14 protein-coding genes are annotated in these 15,672 nt (G+C 64.2%); 8 read left to right on the top strand and 6 right to left on the bottom strand.

What is annotated here, in order from left to right; genetic code table 11:
• Nucleotides 1-270 precede the first annotated feature (270 nt).
• From ACNFH5_RS06200 to ACNFH5_RS06180, 5 genes are all read right to left on the bottom strand, one after another.
• Nucleotides 271-1,434, bottom strand: a complete 1,164-nt coding sequence (locus tag ACNFH5_RS06200) for a type III PLP-dependent enzyme (protein WP_054906660.1) — start codon at nt 1,432-1,434, stop codon at nt 271-273.
• Between the two features lie 522 nt (nt 1,435-1,956).
• On the bottom strand, nt 1,957-3,123 hold the full coding sequence (locus ACNFH5_RS06195; protein WP_416744798.1) for a betaine/proline/choline family ABC transporter ATP-binding protein: 1,167 nt from the start codon (nt 3,121-3,123) through the stop codon (nt 1,957-1,959).
• A 2-nt stretch (nt 3,124-3,125) separates the two neighbouring features.
• Nucleotides 3,126-3,791, bottom strand: coding sequence for an ABC transporter permease (locus ACNFH5_RS06190; RefSeq protein WP_416744797.1), 666 nt, complete (start codon nt 3,789-3,791; stop codon nt 3,126-3,128).
• Nucleotide 3,792: 1 nt separating this feature from the next.
• Nucleotides 3,793-4,734, bottom strand: coding sequence for a glycine betaine ABC transporter substrate-binding protein (locus ACNFH5_RS06185; RefSeq protein ID WP_416744796.1), 942 nt, complete (start codon nt 4,732-4,734; stop codon nt 3,793-3,795).
• A 26-nt stretch (nt 4,735-4,760) separates the two neighbouring features.
• Entirely contained in the window at nt 4,761-5,477 is a 717-nt protein-coding gene (locus ACNFH5_RS06180) for an ABC transporter permease (protein ID WP_416744795.1), read from the bottom strand.
• Nucleotides 5,478-5,926: 449 nt separating this feature from the next.
• Here ACNFH5_RS06180 and ACNFH5_RS06175 point away from each other — a divergent pair, with 449 nt between their 5' ends.
• From ACNFH5_RS06175 to ACNFH5_RS06150, 6 genes are all read left to right on the top strand, one after another.
• Entirely contained in the window at nt 5,927-7,198 is a 1,272-nt protein-coding gene (locus tag ACNFH5_RS06175) for a cation:proton antiporter (protein ID WP_037014467.1), read from the top strand.
• 128 nt (nt 7,199-7,326) lie between these two features.
• Complete coding sequence (locus ACNFH5_RS06170; protein WP_017517575.1) at nt 7,327-8,910, top strand: peptide chain release factor 3; 1,584 nt, start codon at nt 7,327-7,329, stop codon at nt 8,908-8,910.
• A 250-nt stretch (nt 8,911-9,160) separates the two neighbouring features.
• The gene (locus tag ACNFH5_RS06165) at nt 9,161-9,748 is read left to right on the top strand and encodes a GNAT family acetyltransferase (protein WP_416744962.1); all 588 of its coding nucleotides are present in this window, start codon (nt 9,161-9,163) and stop codon (nt 9,746-9,748) included.
• A gap of 149 nt (nt 9,749-9,897) precedes the next feature.
• Complete coding sequence (locus tag ACNFH5_RS06160) at nt 9,898-10,476, top strand: DUF2846 domain-containing protein (protein ID WP_416744794.1); 579 nt, start codon at nt 9,898-9,900, stop codon at nt 10,474-10,476.
• A 100-nt stretch (nt 10,477-10,576) separates the two neighbouring features.
• Nucleotides 10,577-11,158: a DJ-1/PfpI family protein gene (locus ACNFH5_RS06155; RefSeq protein ID WP_331319267.1), complete on the top strand. Its 582-nt coding sequence runs from the start codon at nt 10,577-10,579 to the stop codon at nt 11,156-11,158.
• Between the two features lie 33 nt (nt 11,159-11,191).
• Nucleotides 11,192-11,494, top strand: a complete 303-nt coding sequence (locus tag ACNFH5_RS06150) for a ribbon-helix-helix domain-containing protein (RefSeq protein WP_017519692.1) — start codon at nt 11,192-11,194, stop codon at nt 11,492-11,494.
• 307 nt (nt 11,495-11,801) lie between these two features.
• Here ACNFH5_RS06150 and ACNFH5_RS06145 read toward each other — a convergent pair whose 3' ends face one another.
• Complete coding sequence (locus tag ACNFH5_RS06145; RefSeq protein ID WP_416744793.1) at nt 11,802-13,325, bottom strand: fumarate hydratase; 1,524 nt, start codon at nt 13,323-13,325, stop codon at nt 11,802-11,804.
• A 252-nt stretch (nt 13,326-13,577) separates the two neighbouring features.
• Between ACNFH5_RS06145 and ACNFH5_RS06140 the strand changes: the two genes are divergently transcribed.
• Together ACNFH5_RS06140 and ACNFH5_RS06135 are read left to right on the top strand one after the other, a co-directional pair.
• Nucleotides 13,578-14,705 (top strand): diguanylate cyclase domain-containing protein, encoded by a 1,128-nt coding sequence (locus ACNFH5_RS06140; RefSeq protein ID WP_416744792.1) that lies wholly within the window; start codon nt 13,578-13,580, stop codon nt 14,703-14,705.
• Nucleotides 14,698-15,636: an iron-sulfur-binding ferredoxin reductase gene (locus tag ACNFH5_RS06135; protein WP_416744791.1), complete on the top strand. Its 939-nt coding sequence runs from the start codon at nt 14,698-14,700 to the stop codon at nt 15,634-15,636. Before ACNFH5_RS06140 ends, ACNFH5_RS06135 begins: the two co-directional genes overlap by 8 nt.
• Nucleotides 15,637-15,672 lie beyond the last annotated feature (36 nt).

The following is a 15,672-nucleotide window of genomic DNA, read 5'->3' as shown; positions in this document are numbered from 1 at the left end:
GGACAAGGTCCGCTGCGCGCAAAAAGAAACAGCCCATAGGTGAGCTTGCCTCTCCATTAGCCATGAATGTGCGGGCCCTTTGTAGGAGCGAGCTTGCTCGCGAACCATCTATCGTCGCGGGGCCAGAACGTTCGCGAGCAAGCTCGCTCCTACAAGTTGCGTGCGTCCTGGGCGCGGGAATTCGCGGACAAGGTCCACTCCTACGGCGCTCGTGCGCGCCCAAAGAAAAAGCCCCGCATCAAGCGGGGCTTTTTCGGCACGAGCCAGGTCTTACAGGTAGAAAGCTTTCAGCGGCGGGAAGCCGTTGAATTCCACCGCGCTGTAGCTGGTGGTGTAGGCACCAGTGGACAGCCAGTACAGGCGGTCGCCAGCGGCCAGGTTCAGCGGCAGGCCGTACTTGTAGTGCTCGTACATGATGTCCGCGCTGTCGCAGGTCGGGCCGGCGATCACCACTTCTTCCAGCTCGCCCTTCTTCTCCACGTGAATCGGGAACTTGATGGACTCGTCCATGGTTTCGATCAGGCCGGAGAACTTGCCCACGTCGGTGAACACCCAGCGCTCGACGGCGGTACGCGACTTGCGCGCCACCAGCACGACTTCGCTGACCAGGATGCCGGCGTTGGCAATCAGCGAGCGGCCCGGCTCGAGGATGATTTCCGGCAGCTCGTCACCGAAGTCTTCCTTGAGGAAGCGGATGATCTCTTCAGCGTAGGTTTCCAGGCTGTTGGTCTTGGCGATGTAGTTGGCCGGGAAGCCGCCGCCCATGTTGATCAGCTTCAGCTCGATGCCGTCTTCTTCCTTCAGGCGCTCGAAGATGACCTTGACCTTGGCGATGGCCGCGTCCCAGACACCGATATCACGCTGCTGCGAACCGACGTGGAAGGACACGCCGTAGGGCACCAGGCCCAGGTCGCGGGCCAGCACCAGCAGGTCCATGGCCATATCGGACTGGCAGCCGAACTTGCGCGACAGCGGCCAGTCGGCCGAGGTGGAACCCTCGGTGAGGATACGCACGTAGACCTTGGAGCCCGGCGCGGCCTTGGCGATGTTGCGCAGGTCGGCTTCGGAGTCGGTGGCGAACAGGCGCACGCCCTTCTCGTAGAAGTAGCGAATGTCGCGAGCTTTCTTGATGGTGTTGCCGTAGCTGATCTGCTCGGCGCGCACGCCGGTCTTCATCACCTTGTCCAGCTCATAGATGGAGGCGATGTCGAAGTTCGAACCCTTGTCGCGCAGCAACTCGGTGATCTCGGTGGCCGGGTTGGCCTTCACCGCGTAGTAGATCTTGGCGAACGGGAAGCAGCCGGTCAGCTGGTCGTAGGCATCGGCGATGGTCTGCTTGTCGATGACGACGAAGGGGGTTTCCTGCTTGTCGGCAAACGCCTTCATACGCTGGAAGGTTTCGGGGGCGAAGTAATCCTCGACCTTGATGGACATGGTTGGGACTCCAAATGGCAGAACAGGTTATTCGTAGGGGTGAAGCTGAACGTCGAATCCGTTTCCCCACTTTGGTTCGCCTACTTCCCAAGGCATGTCGCCGAGTATCACCGGTACCGGTCAATGGCGCCGGTGCCTCTCGTCGTCAGTACTTGAGCCGGATGGATCGTTTCCAGCATGGACGTTCGGGCGCGAACTTTAGGACCTGAAGTTCGTGAGTTCAACCCTGAATTGCCGCTTTTTTACATCCCTTTGTCGCACTGCCGGTTGACTGTTTTGGATACTCAACAAAATGCACGGAATACCGCACAGAACGGGGCTTTCGACGGGTTTCTGCATCATCGTCCTACTTCGATTAACGACCGATGACAGAGGGGGGAGTTCAGCGATTTGGGATGGGTGGTGCAGAGGAGAGTTTGCGAGCGCAATGAACGAGCTTTTGTAGGAGCGAGCTTGCTCGCGAACCTGGCCCCGCAGAAGGAAACCGGGTTCGCGAGCAAGCTCGCTCCTACAGGTAATGCCTTAGGAAGCCTGCGCCACCTCCGCCGGCGACACGATGTTCGTCTTGCGCCCACGGGAACGCCCGGAGCTCAGGTAGTCCGCGATCGATTCCTGCGTCACCTCCCCGAGGAACTGCCCTTCCGCATCCAGTACAGGCAGCCACGAACTGTTGAACTCGTACATGCGCGACAAGAGGATGCGCAGGTGCTCATCGTGGCTGGCGGTGACGCGGAACTCGTTGAGGAAGTCGTTGCACACACCGTCCTTGCGGCGCATGTCCTTGCGGCGCACGTAGCCCAGGCCCTTGCCGTTGGCATCCACCACGACGAGGTAACGGCGATCGTCTTCTTCCATCTTCTCCAGCGCTTCGGCCACCGTGGTCTGCGGACTGGCGGTGACAATGCTGCTGTCGGCGGCATCCTCGGCACGCACCAGCAGCAGACGCTTGAGCGTGCTGTCCTGGCCGGTGAAGGCGCTGACGAACTCGTCCGCCGGGTGCGCCAGCAGGGTGTCCGGATGGTCGAACTGAAGCAGGCGGCCGCTCTTGAACACCGCCACCTTGTCGCCCAGCTTGATCGCCTCATCGATGTCATGGCTGACCATGATCACAGTCATGCCCAGCTTGCGCTGCAACTCGAAGAACTCGTTCTGGATTGACTCGCGGTTGATCGGGTCCACCGCGCCGAACGGCTCGTCCATCAGCAGCAGCGGCGCGTCGGCCGCCAGCGCGCGGATCACCCCGATGCGCTGTTGCTGCCCGCCAGAGAGTTCACGCGGGTAGCGCGACAGGTACTGCTTGGGTTCGAGCTTGACCATGGACATCAGTTCGCGCGCCTTCTCCTTGCACTTCTGCTTGTCCCAGCCCAGCAGGCGCGGCACGACCATGATGTTTTCCTCGATGGTCATGTTGGGGAACAGGCCGATCTGCTGGATCACGTAGCCGATGTGCCGGCGCAGGGTCACTTCGTCCAGCTCGCGGGTGTCCTGGCCGTCGATCAGCACGCGCCCGGAGGTGGGCTGGATGATGCGGTTGATCATCTTCAGCGTGGTGGTCTTGCCGCAACCGGAGGGGCCGAGGAACACGCAGATCTCACCCTTCTCCACGGTCAGGCTGACCTTGTCCACGGCACGGAATTCCTTGCCGTCCTTGAGGGTGAAGGTCTTGGTGAGTTGGTCGAGTTCGATCATGTTCAGTCTCCTGTCTGCGGGCGCAGGCCCTTCGGGGTGAGCGCACGCTGCAGCCACTGCAGCAGCAGGTCGGCGGCGATGGCGAGCAGGCTCACCAGAACCGCGCCGACCACCAGCATGGGCATGTTGGATTGGCTGATGGAATTGAGGATGAGCACGCCCAGGCCACCGGCGCCGATCACCGCGGCGATGGTCATCACGCCGATGTTCATCACCACGGCAGTGCGCACACCGGCGAGGATCACCGGCACGGCGATGGGGATGTCGACCATCCACAGGCGCTGCCAGAAGGTCATGCCGATGCCCTTGCCGGCCTCGCGGATGCCGGGTTCGACGTTGGTCAGCGCCAGGTAGGTGTTGCGCAGGATCGGCAGCAGCGAATAGAGGAACACTGCGGTGATCGCCGGCAGCGGCCCGAGACCCTGGCCGATCTTCGAGTACAGCGGCAGCATCAGGCCGAACAGCGCGATGGAGGGGATGGTCAGCACCACGGTAGCGGCGCCCTGCAGCGGCCCGGCGAGCCACTTGAATCGCGTCATCAGCACGCCCAACGGTACGCCGACGACGATGGCCAGGCCCACGGCGATGGACACCAGCATCAGGTGCTGCAGCGTCAGTTGGCCGACCTGTGCCCAGTCGAGGCGGGAAATCACGGTCATGAAGTCCATGTCAGTTCTCCTCCCCGGCAGGCTGCTTCTGAGTGGTCTGCGCGCGGTCGCCGATCAGTTGGTGCTCACGCAGGAACTGCTGCGCGACGCGCTGTACCGGCTCCTGCCGGATGTCGACCTGGGCATTGAGCGCCTGCATGGTCTTGTCATCGAGCAGCCTGGCGATGGGGTCGAACAGGGTTTTCAGCTCCGGGTGCTTGTCCAGCAGATCGGCGCGCATCACCGGGGCGGCGTTGTAGAACGGGAAGAACTGCTTGTCGTCTTCCAGAACGCGCAGCTTGAAGTCCTTCAGGCGGCCATCGGTGGTGTAGACGAGGCCGACGAACACCTGGCGATTCTTCAGGGCCGTGTAGACCAGGCCGGCGTCCATCTGGCGCACGTCATCGCGGGTGAAGTGGAAGCCGTACAGCTCGCTCATCGGCGCGAGGCCATCGGGGCGGCCGGCGAATTCCGGGTCCATGGCGAACAGGTGAGTCTTCTTGTCACCCTGCTCCTTCATCACCCGGGCGAGGTCACTGAGGGTACGCACTCCGAGCTGTTCGGCCTGCTCCTCGGGCATGGCCAGGGCGTAGGTGTTGTTGAACGGCGCGGGCGTGGGCCAGACCAATCCCTTCTTGCCGTCCAGTTCGCGGACCTTGGCCAGGGATTGCTCGGCATCCAGCTTTTCCGTGACCTTGTTGTAGACGATCAGCGACGAGCCGGTGTACTCCCAGACCAGGTCCAGTTGGCCGCTCTGCTGCGCGCTACGCGCCAGGGTGCTGCCCAGGCCGTTGGTAACCTTCACCTCGTAGCCCTTGCTCTGCAGGTACTGCGCGGTGATGGCGGTGAGCAGGCGCTGTTCGGTGAACGGCTTGCCGCCGATACGGATCACATCCGCCGCATGGGCAGTACCGATTGCGGCGGCCAGCAGCAGGCCCAGCGCGCCGAGCAGGCGTCGTGTCATGCGGGCTCCTTTCAAACAATTCCCTCTCATTTCGCCAGCCCTCGTTCCAGCAGGGTGCGGCTGAACAGCACCACCAGACCGTCGAGCACCAGCGCCAGCAGTGCAGTGCAGACGGCGCCGAGCAGCAGCTTGGACTGATCGTCCAGGGCGATGCCGGGGAAGATCAGGCTGCCCAGGCTGTTGGCACCGATCAGGAAGGCCAGCGGTGCAGAACCAACGTTCAGCGCCAGGGCGATGCGCACGCCGCCCATGATCAATGGCACGGCGTTGGGCAGTTCGACGCGTAGCAGCACCTGGCCAGGCGTCATGCCGATGCCGGTGGCCGCTTCCTTCAGCGAGACCGGCACGGCGCGCAGGCCTTCGTAGGTGTTGCGCACGATGGGCAACAGCGAAGCGAGGAACAGCGCGAGAATCGCCGGACCATTGCCGATCCCGACGATCGCCAGGGCGATGGCCAGTACAGCCAGTGGCGGGATGGTGTTGCCGACGTTGAATATCTGCATCAGGCGCTCAGCCTGTCCTTGCAGCGCGGGCCGGCTGAGCAGCATGCCGGCGGGGATGCCGACCACGATGGCGGCGAACATGGACGCGAACACCAGGACCAGGTGCGCCTGCAAGTAGAACAGCAGGTCTTCGCGGTACTGCCACAGAGTGGCGGGGGTGATCCAGTGGATCAGCAAAGCCAGCACAACGACTGCAAAGCAGACGCCGAACAGGGCCTTGCCCGTGGTGGACTTCACCATGGTTGGGGGACTCCCTTCGGGTGCGCGGCGACTGGCATCGCCACGCTCACTTGACGCTCGGCCCCGTCCAGAAACCTATCTGGGACCGCGATTAAACGCGACGAGAATCAAGTACTTGCACAAGGCTTTCAGGGATTGTCGTCGCGAAGGGGTGGACCCCCGTGCGTGCCGTTACGTTCAATAAAATTGCCATCCTTGTGCCATCGCACGGCCGTGCATTCGGCTTCAGCCCCCATGGTCCGGGGGCTGTGGCGGACAAACTTTTTTTCGAAAAAAGTTGCGATCGGGCTGAACCATCGCCCTGTGTCACTTGCCCAACGGCGGATGCGCCCGGCGAAAACGCACGCAGATTCGCTCAGCGGTTATCATCGGGATTCTTTCGCGTGCCCCCGACCCATGGATAGGTCACTCGGGGCCGGCGTTCTTGCCTACCACGGAGATCCATCGCCATGCTTGACCTGGCCGCGGCGTTCATCGCGCTGACCACCCTGCTCACCTACGTCAATTACCGCTTCATCCGCCTGCCGCCGACCATCGGCGTCATGGCCACCGCCCTGATCTTTTCCTTCATCGCCCAGGGCATGTCGCTGCTGGGCTACCCGGTGCTGGAAGTCGAGATGCAGCAGATCATCAGCCGCATCGACTTCTCCGACGTGCTGATGACCTGGTTCCTGCCCGCCCTGCTGTTTGCCGGCGCGCTGCATGTGAACCTCGCCGACCTGCGCAACTACAAATGGCCCATCGGCCTGCTGGCCACCTTCGGCGTGCTGATCGCCACCACGGTGATCGGCTACCTGGCCTACTACACCTTCGCCCTCTTCGGCTGGCACGTGGACTTCATCTACTGCCTGCTGTTCGGCGCGCTGATCTCGCCCACCGACCCCATCGCGGTGCTGGGCATCCTCAAATCCGCCGGCGCACCCAAGCCGCTGGCCACCACCATCGTCGGCGAGTCGCTGTTCAACGACGGCACTGCCGTGGTGGTGTTCACCATCCTGCTGGGCATCCTCCTGGCCGGCGAAACGCCCACCGCCTCGACGATTGCCTGGCTGTTCGTGCAGGAGGCCATCGGCGGCATCCTGTTCGGCGCGGCGCTGGGCTATGGGGTGTTCCTGATGATGCGCGGCATCGACCAGTACCAGGTGGAAGTCATGCTGACCCTGGCCCTGGTGATCGGCGGCGCGGCGCTGGCCGCGCGGCTGCACGTGTCGGCGCCGATCGCCATGGTGGTGGCCGGCCTGATCATCGGCAACCAGGCGCGGCACTACGCCATGTCCGACGAGACGCGGCGCTACATCGACAAATTCTGGGAGCTGATCGACGAGATACTCAACGCCCTGCTGTTCGCCCTGATCGGCCTGGAACTGCTCCTGCTGCCGTTCAACTGGCTGCACGTGGTGGCGGCGTTCACCCTGGGCGGCGCGGTGCTGATCTCGCGCCTGCTCACCGTCGCCCCGGCCATCGTCGTACTGCGGCAGACCGAGAACGGCCGCCGCCAGGTGCCGGCCGGGACCATCCGCATCCTCGTCTGGGGTGGGCTGCGCGGCGGCGTCTCGGTGGCCCTGGCGCTGTCCCTGCCGCTGGGCGAGCAGCGCGACCTGATCCTCAGCCTGACCTACGTCGTGGTGCTGGTGTCGATCCTGCTCCAGGGCCTGTCCATCGGCCCGCTGGTGCGGCGCATCTACAAGGGCGCCGAGCCGGTCGCCGACAGCGACCACTGACAGCGCCCTCCAGGGTCCTTGAGCCTTGCGTCGCGGGGTCTGCCGGCGACGCCTCGATTCAGGCTATAATCCCGCGTTTTTCGGGCCGCTCGCTGCCCGTCTTCACCGAATCGACCAGGCATCCATCCATGAGCATCCAAGCCGCCGAAGTCGCGAAGCGCCGCACGTTCGCGATCATTTCCCACCCCGACGCCGGTAAGACCACCATTACCGAGAAGCTCCTGCTGATGGGCAAGGCGATTGCCGTCGCCGGTACCGTGAAGTCGCGCAAGTCCGACCGCCACGCCACCTCCGACTGGATGGAGATGGAGAAGCAGCGCGGCATCTCCATCACCACCTCGGTGATGCAGTTCCCCTACCGCGAGCACATGATCAACCTGCTCGACACCCCCGGCCACGAAGACTTCTCCGAAGACACCTACCGCACCTTGACCGCGGTGGACTCGGCGCTGATGGTGCTCGACGGCGGTAAGGGCGTAGAGCCCCGTACCATTGCCCTGATGGAAGTCTGCCGCCTGCGCGACACGCCCATCGTCAGCTTCATCAACAAACTCGACCGCGACATCCGCGACCCGATCGAGCTGCTCGACGAGATCGAAGCGGTGCTGAAGATCAAGGCCGCGCCGATCACCTGGCCGATCGGTTGCTACCGCGACTTCAAGGGCGTGTACCACCTCGCCCAGGACAAGATCATCGTCTACGTGCCGGGCCACGGCCACGAGCGCATCGAAACCAAGATCATCGACAAGCTCGACTCGGACGAAGCGCGCGCGCACCTGGGCGACCTCTACGACAACTTCCTCGAAGAGCTGGAGCTGGTGCAGGGCGCCTGCCACGAGTTCGACAAGGACGCCTTCCTCAAGGGCGAGATGACCCCGGTGTTCTTCGGTACCGCGCTGGGCAACTTCGGGGTCGACCAGGTGCTGGACTGCATCGTCGACTGGGCCCCGCAACCGCTGGAGCGTGGCGCCCACGAGCGCACCGTGGCGCCGACCGAGGAGAAGTTCTCCGGCTTCGTGTTCAAGATCCAGGCGAACATGGACCCGAAACACCGCGACCGCATCGCCTTCATGCGCATCTGCTCGGGCAAGTACGAGAAGGGCATGAAGATGCGCCACGTGCGCCTGGGCAAGGACGTGAAGATCGCCGACGCGCTGACCTTCTTCTCCAGCGAGCGTGAGCAGTTGGAAGAGGCCTTCGCCGGCGACATCATCGGCCTGCACAACCACGGCACCATCCAGATCGGTGACACCTTCACCGAAGGCGAGGCGCTGGGCTTCACCGGCATCCCGCACTTCGCCCCGGAACTGTTCCGCCGCGTGCGCCTGAAGGACCCGCTGAAGTCCAAGCAGCTGCGCCAGGGCCTGCAGGAACTGGCCGAGGAAGGCGCCACCCAGGTGTTCTTCCCCGAGCGCAACAACGACATCATCCTCGGCGCCGTCGGTGTGCTGCAGTTCGACGTCGTCGCCAGCCGCCTGAAAGAGGAATACAAGGTCGAGTGCGCCTACGAGCAGATCAACGTCTGGTCCGCGCGCTGGATAGAGTGCAAGGACGAGAAGAAGCTCAAGGAGTTCAAGGACAAGGCTTTCGAGAACCTGTCCGTGGACGGCGGCGGCCACCTCACCTACCTGGCCCCGACCCGCGTGAACCTGAGCCTGATGGAAGAGCGCTGGCCGGACATCACCTTCCGCGCCACCCGCGAACACCACTGAGTTCGCCGCCCTTTGAAACGCCCGCCTTGTGCGGGCGTTTTTGTTTTCCCTTCCTGGCTTTTTGTAGGAGCGAGCTTGCTCGCGAACCGGACCCCACAGGTTCGCGAGCAAGCTCGCTCCTACGAAGAGCGAGCGAGCTTGCTCGCGAACCGCGCCGCCCCTTTCCTGCTTCTGCCGACCTGCGCTGCCCGTGCTAGGTTTTCTGCAGCGCCGCCGCTGCGGCCCGTTGCGGAAGAAAACCACCATGGCCATCGAGTCCCGCCTGCTTAGTGGCGACGCCCTTCGTCCGTTCATCGATGATCTGGCGCGGCTGCGCATCACCGTGTTCCGCGAGTATCCGTACCTCTACGACGGCAGTCCGGAATATGAAGCCGGGTACCTCGAAGGCCATGTGCGCTCGGCCTGGAGCCTGTGCGTGCTGGTGATCGATGAGGGCAGGGTAGTGGGGGCGTCGACCGGGCTGCCGCTGCTGGACGAGTCCGAGGCCTTCCAGCAGCCGTTCCTGGCACAGGGTTGGAACCCGGAGCGAATTTTCTATTTTGGCGAGTCGGTGGTTCTGCCGGAGTACCGCAGCGCCGCTCTCGACCTGCGTTTCTTCGAGGAACGCGAGCGCTTTGCGCGTGGTCTGGGGCGTTTCGATTGGGGGGCCTTCTGCGCCCTTCGGCGGCCGCCGGAGCACCCCGCACGACCCGTCAGCTACCGCACGCCGGACGCCTTCTGGCTGCAGCGCGGCTTCACTCCGCAACCCTCTCTGCAGACCGAATACCACTGGCGCGATATCGGCGAGCAACGGGAGACTGCCAAGACGATGATGTTCTGGCTCAAGGAACTGACCTGACTATCATCCGTGTTCAGGACGCTGTATCAGGAATTGGTTTGCGCCGACGACACCGGCATCGCCGAGAACTGCTCGACCCGGACTTTCGACGGGTGGCAAGGCGTGGTGGCGTGGTTATGCTCCGGGGATAACCATAAGAGGGACTTTCCATGCTCCGATTGGCCCTGTGCGCCTTTCTCCTGATGCTGGCCGGCTGCAGTTCGCCCGGCGCCTTCTTCGGCGCGGTGGATGGGCCGCCGTACAGTGCGCAACCGGCAGACACGCAGCAGGCCACGGTGTACCTGTACCGACCACAGAACCAGTGGTCCGACGAGGAACTGGAAGCGCCGGGGCTGTTTATCAACAACGAGTTGATCGGCAGTTTGCCGAGCAATGGCTACTTCGCCCTGAGCTTCGCGCCGGGCAGCTATCCGCTGCAGATGCGTCGCCCGCTGCTGGGCAGCTTCTGGACCTTCTTCGCCGGCGGCAGCATGGACTTTACCCTGATCGCCGGCTTCACCCTGGAAGCCCGCGCTGGCGAGGTCTACTACCTGCGCTACGACGAGACCCACACGCCGCCCAAATACGAGCACACCGCCGGCCAGGGGGCCGGCCCGCTGCAACTGGTGGGCAAGGAGCTGGGCTCGCGGGAAATCCCCGCCACGCGCCAGGTACAGGAGCCGGTGAGCATCGCCGCCAGCGGCAAGGAAGTCGAAGGGCCGGGCTTCTTCGAGCGCATCGGCCTCTGAACATACGTAGTAGCGGCGTATTACCCCGCCGCCAGCACGACTGTCTAAGCTCTCCCGCATGCCCGGCCGCCATGGCCGGCCCTGCCCGGAGAACGCCCAGATGGCCGCGAAGAAGATCCTGATGCTGGTCGGCGATTACGCCGAAGACTACGAAACCATGGTGCCGTTCCAGGCGCTGTTGATGGTCGGGCACACCGTCCATGCCGTCTGCCCGGACAAGAAGGCCGGCCAGAGCATCCGCACCGCGATCCACGATTTCGAAGGCGATCAGACCTACAGCGAGAAGCCGGGCCACAACTTTGCGCTGAACGCCACCTTCGCCGATGTGCGTGCTGAGGACTACGACGCGCTGCTGGTCCCCGGTGGTCGCGCCCCCGAGTACCTGCGCCTGAATGCCAGGGTGATCGAGCTGGTGAAAGCCTTCGACGCCGCGAAGAAGCCCATCGCTGCTGTTTGCCACGGCGCCCAGCTGCTGGCCGCCGCCGGCGTGCTCAAGGGCCGCGCGTGCAGCGCCTACCCCGCCTGCGGCCCGGAGGTGACTCTGGCCGGCGGCGAGTACGTGGACATCCCGGTGGATGCCGCCCACGTCGACGGCAACCTGGTCACCGCGCCTGCGTGGCCGGCGCATCCTGCCTGGCTGGCGAAATTCCTCGACGTGCTGGGCACCAGGATCAGCCTGTAAACTGGCCCGACATCGAAGCTGGAGAAGCCGTCCATGTGCGAACTCTATGTAAAGGCCGACCCGATCCTCTATGAGTCGCGCTCCCGCTCGCTGCGTATCCGTGGCGTGGTCACCACGCTGCGCCTGGAAAACCAGTTCTGGGACATCCTGCGCGAGATCGCCGAGGTGGACGGCATGACTACCAACCAGCTGATCGCCAAGCTTTACGACGAGGTAATGGACTATCGCGGGGAGGTGGTGAACTTCGCTTCCTTCCTGCGGGTGAGTTGCACGCGCTTCCTCGCCCAGCGCCGTGACAATGTCGTGGAGCTGAACCGCGTGCCGCGCAGCGCGTGATGGTCTGGGCGAGCCTTGCTCGCCAGATCGCGGACAAGGCCCGTTCCTGCGGGAGTATGTAGACGCAGCGCACGGCGTGAACCTGGGTGCTTTTTGTAGGAGCGAGCTTGCTCGCGAACTGGTTTCCCGGCAGCACCGGTGCTGTGCTGTGCTGTGCTGTGCGCTTCGCGAGCAAGCTCGCTCCTACAGGAGAACGCCGGAGCGGATTCATCCGCGATCGGCTTGCCCCCGCACCATGCCGCCCGGATTTCACCCATGAAAAAGCCCGGCACATGGCCGGGCTTTTTCATGGTGCGGTCGCGCAGGCTTACTGCACTTCCACCGCCAGGTTCTCGGCGATCTTCTTCTGCCAGATGGCCGGGCCGGTGATGTGCACCGACTCGCCATTGGTGTCGACCGCAACGGTCACCGGCATGTCTTTGACTTCGAACTCGTAGATCGCTTCCATGCCCAGTTCGGCGAAGGCCAGGACCTTGGACTTCTTGATCGCCTGGGCGACCAGGTAGGCGGCGCCGCCTACGGCCATCAAGTAGACGGCCTTGTTGTCCTTGATCGCCTCAATCGCGATGGGGCCGCGCTCGGACTTGCCGATCATGCCCAGCAGACCGGTCTGCTCGAGGATCTGGCGGGTGAACTTGTCCATGCGGGTCGCGGTGGTCGGGCCAGCCGGGCCAACCACTTCGTCACCGACCGGATCGACCGGGCCGACGTAGTAGATGAAGCGGCCCTTGAGGTCCACCGGCAGCTCTTCACCCTTGTTCAGCATGTCGACCATGCGCTTGTGCGCGGCGTCGCGGCCGGTGAGCATCTTGCCGTTGAGCAGGATGGTCTCGCCCGGCTTCCAGCTCTGCACTTCTTCGGGGGTGATGCTGTCGAGGTTGACGCGGCGCGCGGACGGGCCGGCTTCCCAGACGATTTCCGGGTAGGCGTCCAGCGACGGCGCTTCCAGCACGGCCGGACCGGAGCCATCGAGCACGAAGTGCGCGTGACGGGTGGCGGCGCAGTTGGGGATCATGCAGACCGGCAGCGAAGCGGCGTGGGTCGGGTAGTCCATGATCTTCACGTCGAGCACGGTGGTCAGGCCGCCCAGGCCCTGGGCACCGATGCCCAGCTGGTTGACCTTCTCGAACAGTTCGAGGCGCATTTCCTCGATCTTGTTCTGCGGGCCACGGGCTTTCAGCTCGTGGATGTCGATCTCGTCCATCAGGACTTCCTTCGCCATCACTGCGGCCTTCTCGGCGGTACCGCCGATGCCGATGCCGAGCATGCCCGGCGGGCACCAGCCGGCGCCCATGGTCGGAACGGTCTTCAGCACCCAGTCGACGATGGAGTCGGACGGGTTGAGCATGGCCATCTTCGACTTGTTCTCGGAGCCGCCGCCCTTGGCCGCGACGTCCACTTCCACGGTGTTGCCCGGGACGATGGAGTAGTGGATCACTGCCGGGGTGTTGTCCTTGGTGTTCTTACGCGCGCCGGCCGGGTCGGCCAGGATGGAGGCGCGCAGGACGTTCTCCGGCAGGTTGTAGGCGCGACGCACGCCTTCGTTGATCATGTCGTCGACGCTCATGGTGGCGCCGGCCCAGCTCACGTCCATGCCGACGCGGACGAACACGGTGACGATACCGGTGTCCTGGCAGATCGGGCGATGACCGGTGGCGCACATGCGCGAGTTGATCAGGATCTGCGCCATCGAGTCCCGGGCGGCCGGCGATTCTTCGCGCAGGTAGGCCTCATGCATGGCCTGGATGAAATCAACCGGGTGGTAGTAGGAGATGAACTGCAGGGCATCGGCGACGCTCTGGATCAGGTCGTCTTGCTTGATCACGGCCATGGAGCACGGTCCTCTTCAGGCGGGGTAAGACAGGCTTGGTGCCTGTTACATCAGGGGTTCGCCGACACGGCTGCGGCGAAAAAAGGCGCCGTAGTATACCGCTGCGGCTGCTTGCCGCGCACCCGCCAGCGATCCGACCTTGGTCCCAGATGACCTCTGCGCTTGATAAGGGAGCCCACATTCCGATCGGCTAGGCACTGGGGCGCTTTGATAGTAGAGTGAAGGCCAGGTGCCATTACGGGACGGAGCCCCATGAGCACGCTGAAACCACCTCTGAAGCAGCACGCCTTACAAAAACTACTCATCAGGCGATTCGGCATGGCCCTCGGGACCTATGCCTTGGCGCTTCTGTTGTTGTGGTTGGCCGTGTTCGGCGAGTTCTACCGCGCGCCCGTCAGCTTTGCTCTGACCTGCACGATGCTGGTCGCGGGTAGCCAACTGGTTTTCGCCTGGCTGTTCCTCACCGGGCGCAACCAACGCTTCACCGACCCGAGCATGACCGAGCCGCAGGTGCTGGTGGCGGTGGCCTGGAACACCCTGTTCCTGGCCAACGTCGATACCGCGCGCGGCACGCTGATGGTGCTCTACGTGCTGATCCTGCTGTTCGGCGTATTCCAGTTGCAGCCCCGGGTATTCGCTCGCTGCGCCGCGCTGGCCTTCATTGCCTTCGCCGGCCTGAATCTTCACGAAGCCTTCCAGCAACGCCTGCAACTGCCAGCCCAGGCCGTCCTGCAACTGCTGGTGCTGTTCATCGTATTGACCTGGCTGAGCCTGTTCGCCGGCTACGTGCAGTCGCTGCGCCAACGCATGCGCCAGCGCCGCTATGCGCTGCAGGCGCACCAGGACACCCTGCGCGGCATGATGCGCCAGCTGGAAGACCTGGTCGCCACTGACGAACTCACCGGGCTGTTCAACCGTCGCCACTTCCTGCGCCTGGCTGGGCGCGCGCTGGAAGAAATGCGCGAAGGCCAACGCCACGGCCTGGCGCTGATCGACCTGGACCACTTCAAGCGCATCAACGATGTACACGGCCACGCCGCCGGTGACCGCGTGCTGCAGACCTTCGCTGCCGTGGCACGGGCCTGCCTGCGCGAGGGCGATGTGCTGGCGCGCTATGGCGGCGAGGAATTCGTCCTGCTGCTGCCCAACGCCGATGCCGACCGCCTGACCACCTGCTGCGAACGCCTGCGGATGGCCTATGCGGCCGCAGAGCCGGTGGGGGTGAACATTGAAACCCTGAGTCTGTCGGCGGGGATGACCCTGCTGGAGGCCAACGACGATCTCGACGAGGCCTTGCAACGGGCCGATCAGGCGCTCTACCGTGCGAAACGCAGCGGACGTAACCGCTGCGATGCCGCATGGGAGTGGACGCGTGCCTGAAATACAGGCCGGATCGCAACGCTTTTCGGTAAGCCCCGGAGCCAACCTGCTCGATGCCCTGCGCGGGGCCGGCATCGCCGTGCCCTATAGCTGCCGGGCCGGCAGTTGCCACGCGTGCCTGGTGCGTTGCACCCAGGGCGAAGTCCACGATGCCTTGCCCGACGCGCTGGAATCCGCTCGTCGCGCCGAAGGCTGGCGCCTTTCCTGCCAGTGCCAGGTGATCGAAGACCTGGCAGTGGAAACCTTCGACCCGCAGCGCGACGGCCTGCCCGCCACGGTTGCCGAACTGGACTGGCCGGCGTCGGACGTCCTGCGCCTGCGCCTGGTTCCGCAGCGCCCTCTGCGCTACAGCGCCGGTCAGCACGTGGTCCTCTGGAGCGCCGAGGGCGTCGCACGACCGTACTCCCTGGCCAGCGTGCCGGGACTCGATCCCTGGCTGGAGTTCCACATCGACTGTCGTGAACGCGGCGCCTTCGCCGATTTCGCCCGAGGCCTGAAGCACGGCGACAGTGTTCGTCTGGGCGAGCTGCGAGGCGGCGCGCTGCACTACGACCCGGAATGGCATGAGCGACCGCTGCTGCTGATGGCCTCCGGCACTGGTCTGGCGCCGCTCTGGGGCGTGCTGCGCGAAGCTCTGCGGCAGCATCACAGCGGGCCGATCCGCGTCATTCACCAGGCCCATGACCACGCTGCTCATTACCTCGCCGAACCCTTGCAAACCCTGGCCGCCAGCCATCCCGAGCTGGACGTGACATTGATGACCACGGCCGAGTCGGCCGAGGTTTTGGCGCAACTCCGGCTTGTTTCGCGGCGGACCCTCGCCTTACTCTGCGGCCATCCCGCCAGCGTCGATGCCTTCGCGCGCCGCCTCTACCTCTGCGGCGTGCCTCGCGGCCAGACGCTGGCCGACCTGTATCTGCCCCACGCCTGAGAGCCAGTTCAACACCTGTTGCGCGTCGGCATAACT

Source organism: Pseudomonas sp. NY15435 (assembly GCF_048068295.1).
GTDB lineage: Bacteria > Pseudomonadota > Gammaproteobacteria > Pseudomonadales > Pseudomonadaceae > Pseudomonas.
The sequence above is the reverse complement of the archived record's forward strand: the minus strand, read 5'-3'. Positions and strand labels throughout refer to the sequence as shown.

Coding starts and splice junctions, on each gene's coding strand:
- ACNFH5_RS06200 (WP_054906660.1), bottom strand. CDS start 1,434: ATGTCCATCAAGGTCGAGGATTACTTCGCCCCCGAAACCTTCCAGCGT.
- ACNFH5_RS06195 (WP_416744798.1), bottom strand. CDS start 3,123: ATGATCGAACTCGACCAACTCACCAAGACCTTCACCCTCAAGGACGGC.
- ACNFH5_RS06190 (WP_416744797.1), bottom strand. CDS start 3,791: ATGGACTTCATGACCGTGATTTCCCGCCTCGACTGGGCACAGGTCGGC.
- ACNFH5_RS06185 (WP_416744796.1), bottom strand. CDS start 4,734: ATGACACGACGCCTGCTCGGCGCGCTGGGCCTGCTGCTGGCCGCCGCA.
- ACNFH5_RS06180 (WP_416744795.1), bottom strand. CDS start 5,477: ATGGTGAAGTCCACCACGGGCAAGGCCCTGTTCGGCGTCTGCTTTGCA.
- ACNFH5_RS06175 (WP_037014467.1), top strand. CDS start 5,927: ATGCTTGACCTGGCCGCGGCGTTCATCGCGCTGACCACCCTGCTCACC.
- ACNFH5_RS06170 (WP_017517575.1), top strand. CDS start 7,327: ATGAGCATCCAAGCCGCCGAAGTCGCGAAGCGCCGCACGTTCGCGATC.
- ACNFH5_RS06160 (WP_416744794.1), top strand. CDS start 9,898: ATGCTCCGATTGGCCCTGTGCGCCTTTCTCCTGATGCTGGCCGGCTGC.
- ACNFH5_RS06155 (WP_331319267.1), top strand. CDS start 10,577: ATGGCCGCGAAGAAGATCCTGATGCTGGTCGGCGATTACGCCGAAGAC.
- ACNFH5_RS06150 (WP_017519692.1), top strand. CDS start 11,192: ATGTGCGAACTCTATGTAAAGGCCGACCCGATCCTCTATGAGTCGCGC.
- ACNFH5_RS06145 (WP_416744793.1), bottom strand. CDS start 13,325: ATGGCCGTGATCAAGCAAGACGACCTGATCCAGAGCGTCGCCGATGCC.
- ACNFH5_RS06140 (WP_416744792.1), top strand. CDS start 13,578: ATGAGCACGCTGAAACCACCTCTGAAGCAGCACGCCTTACAAAAACTA.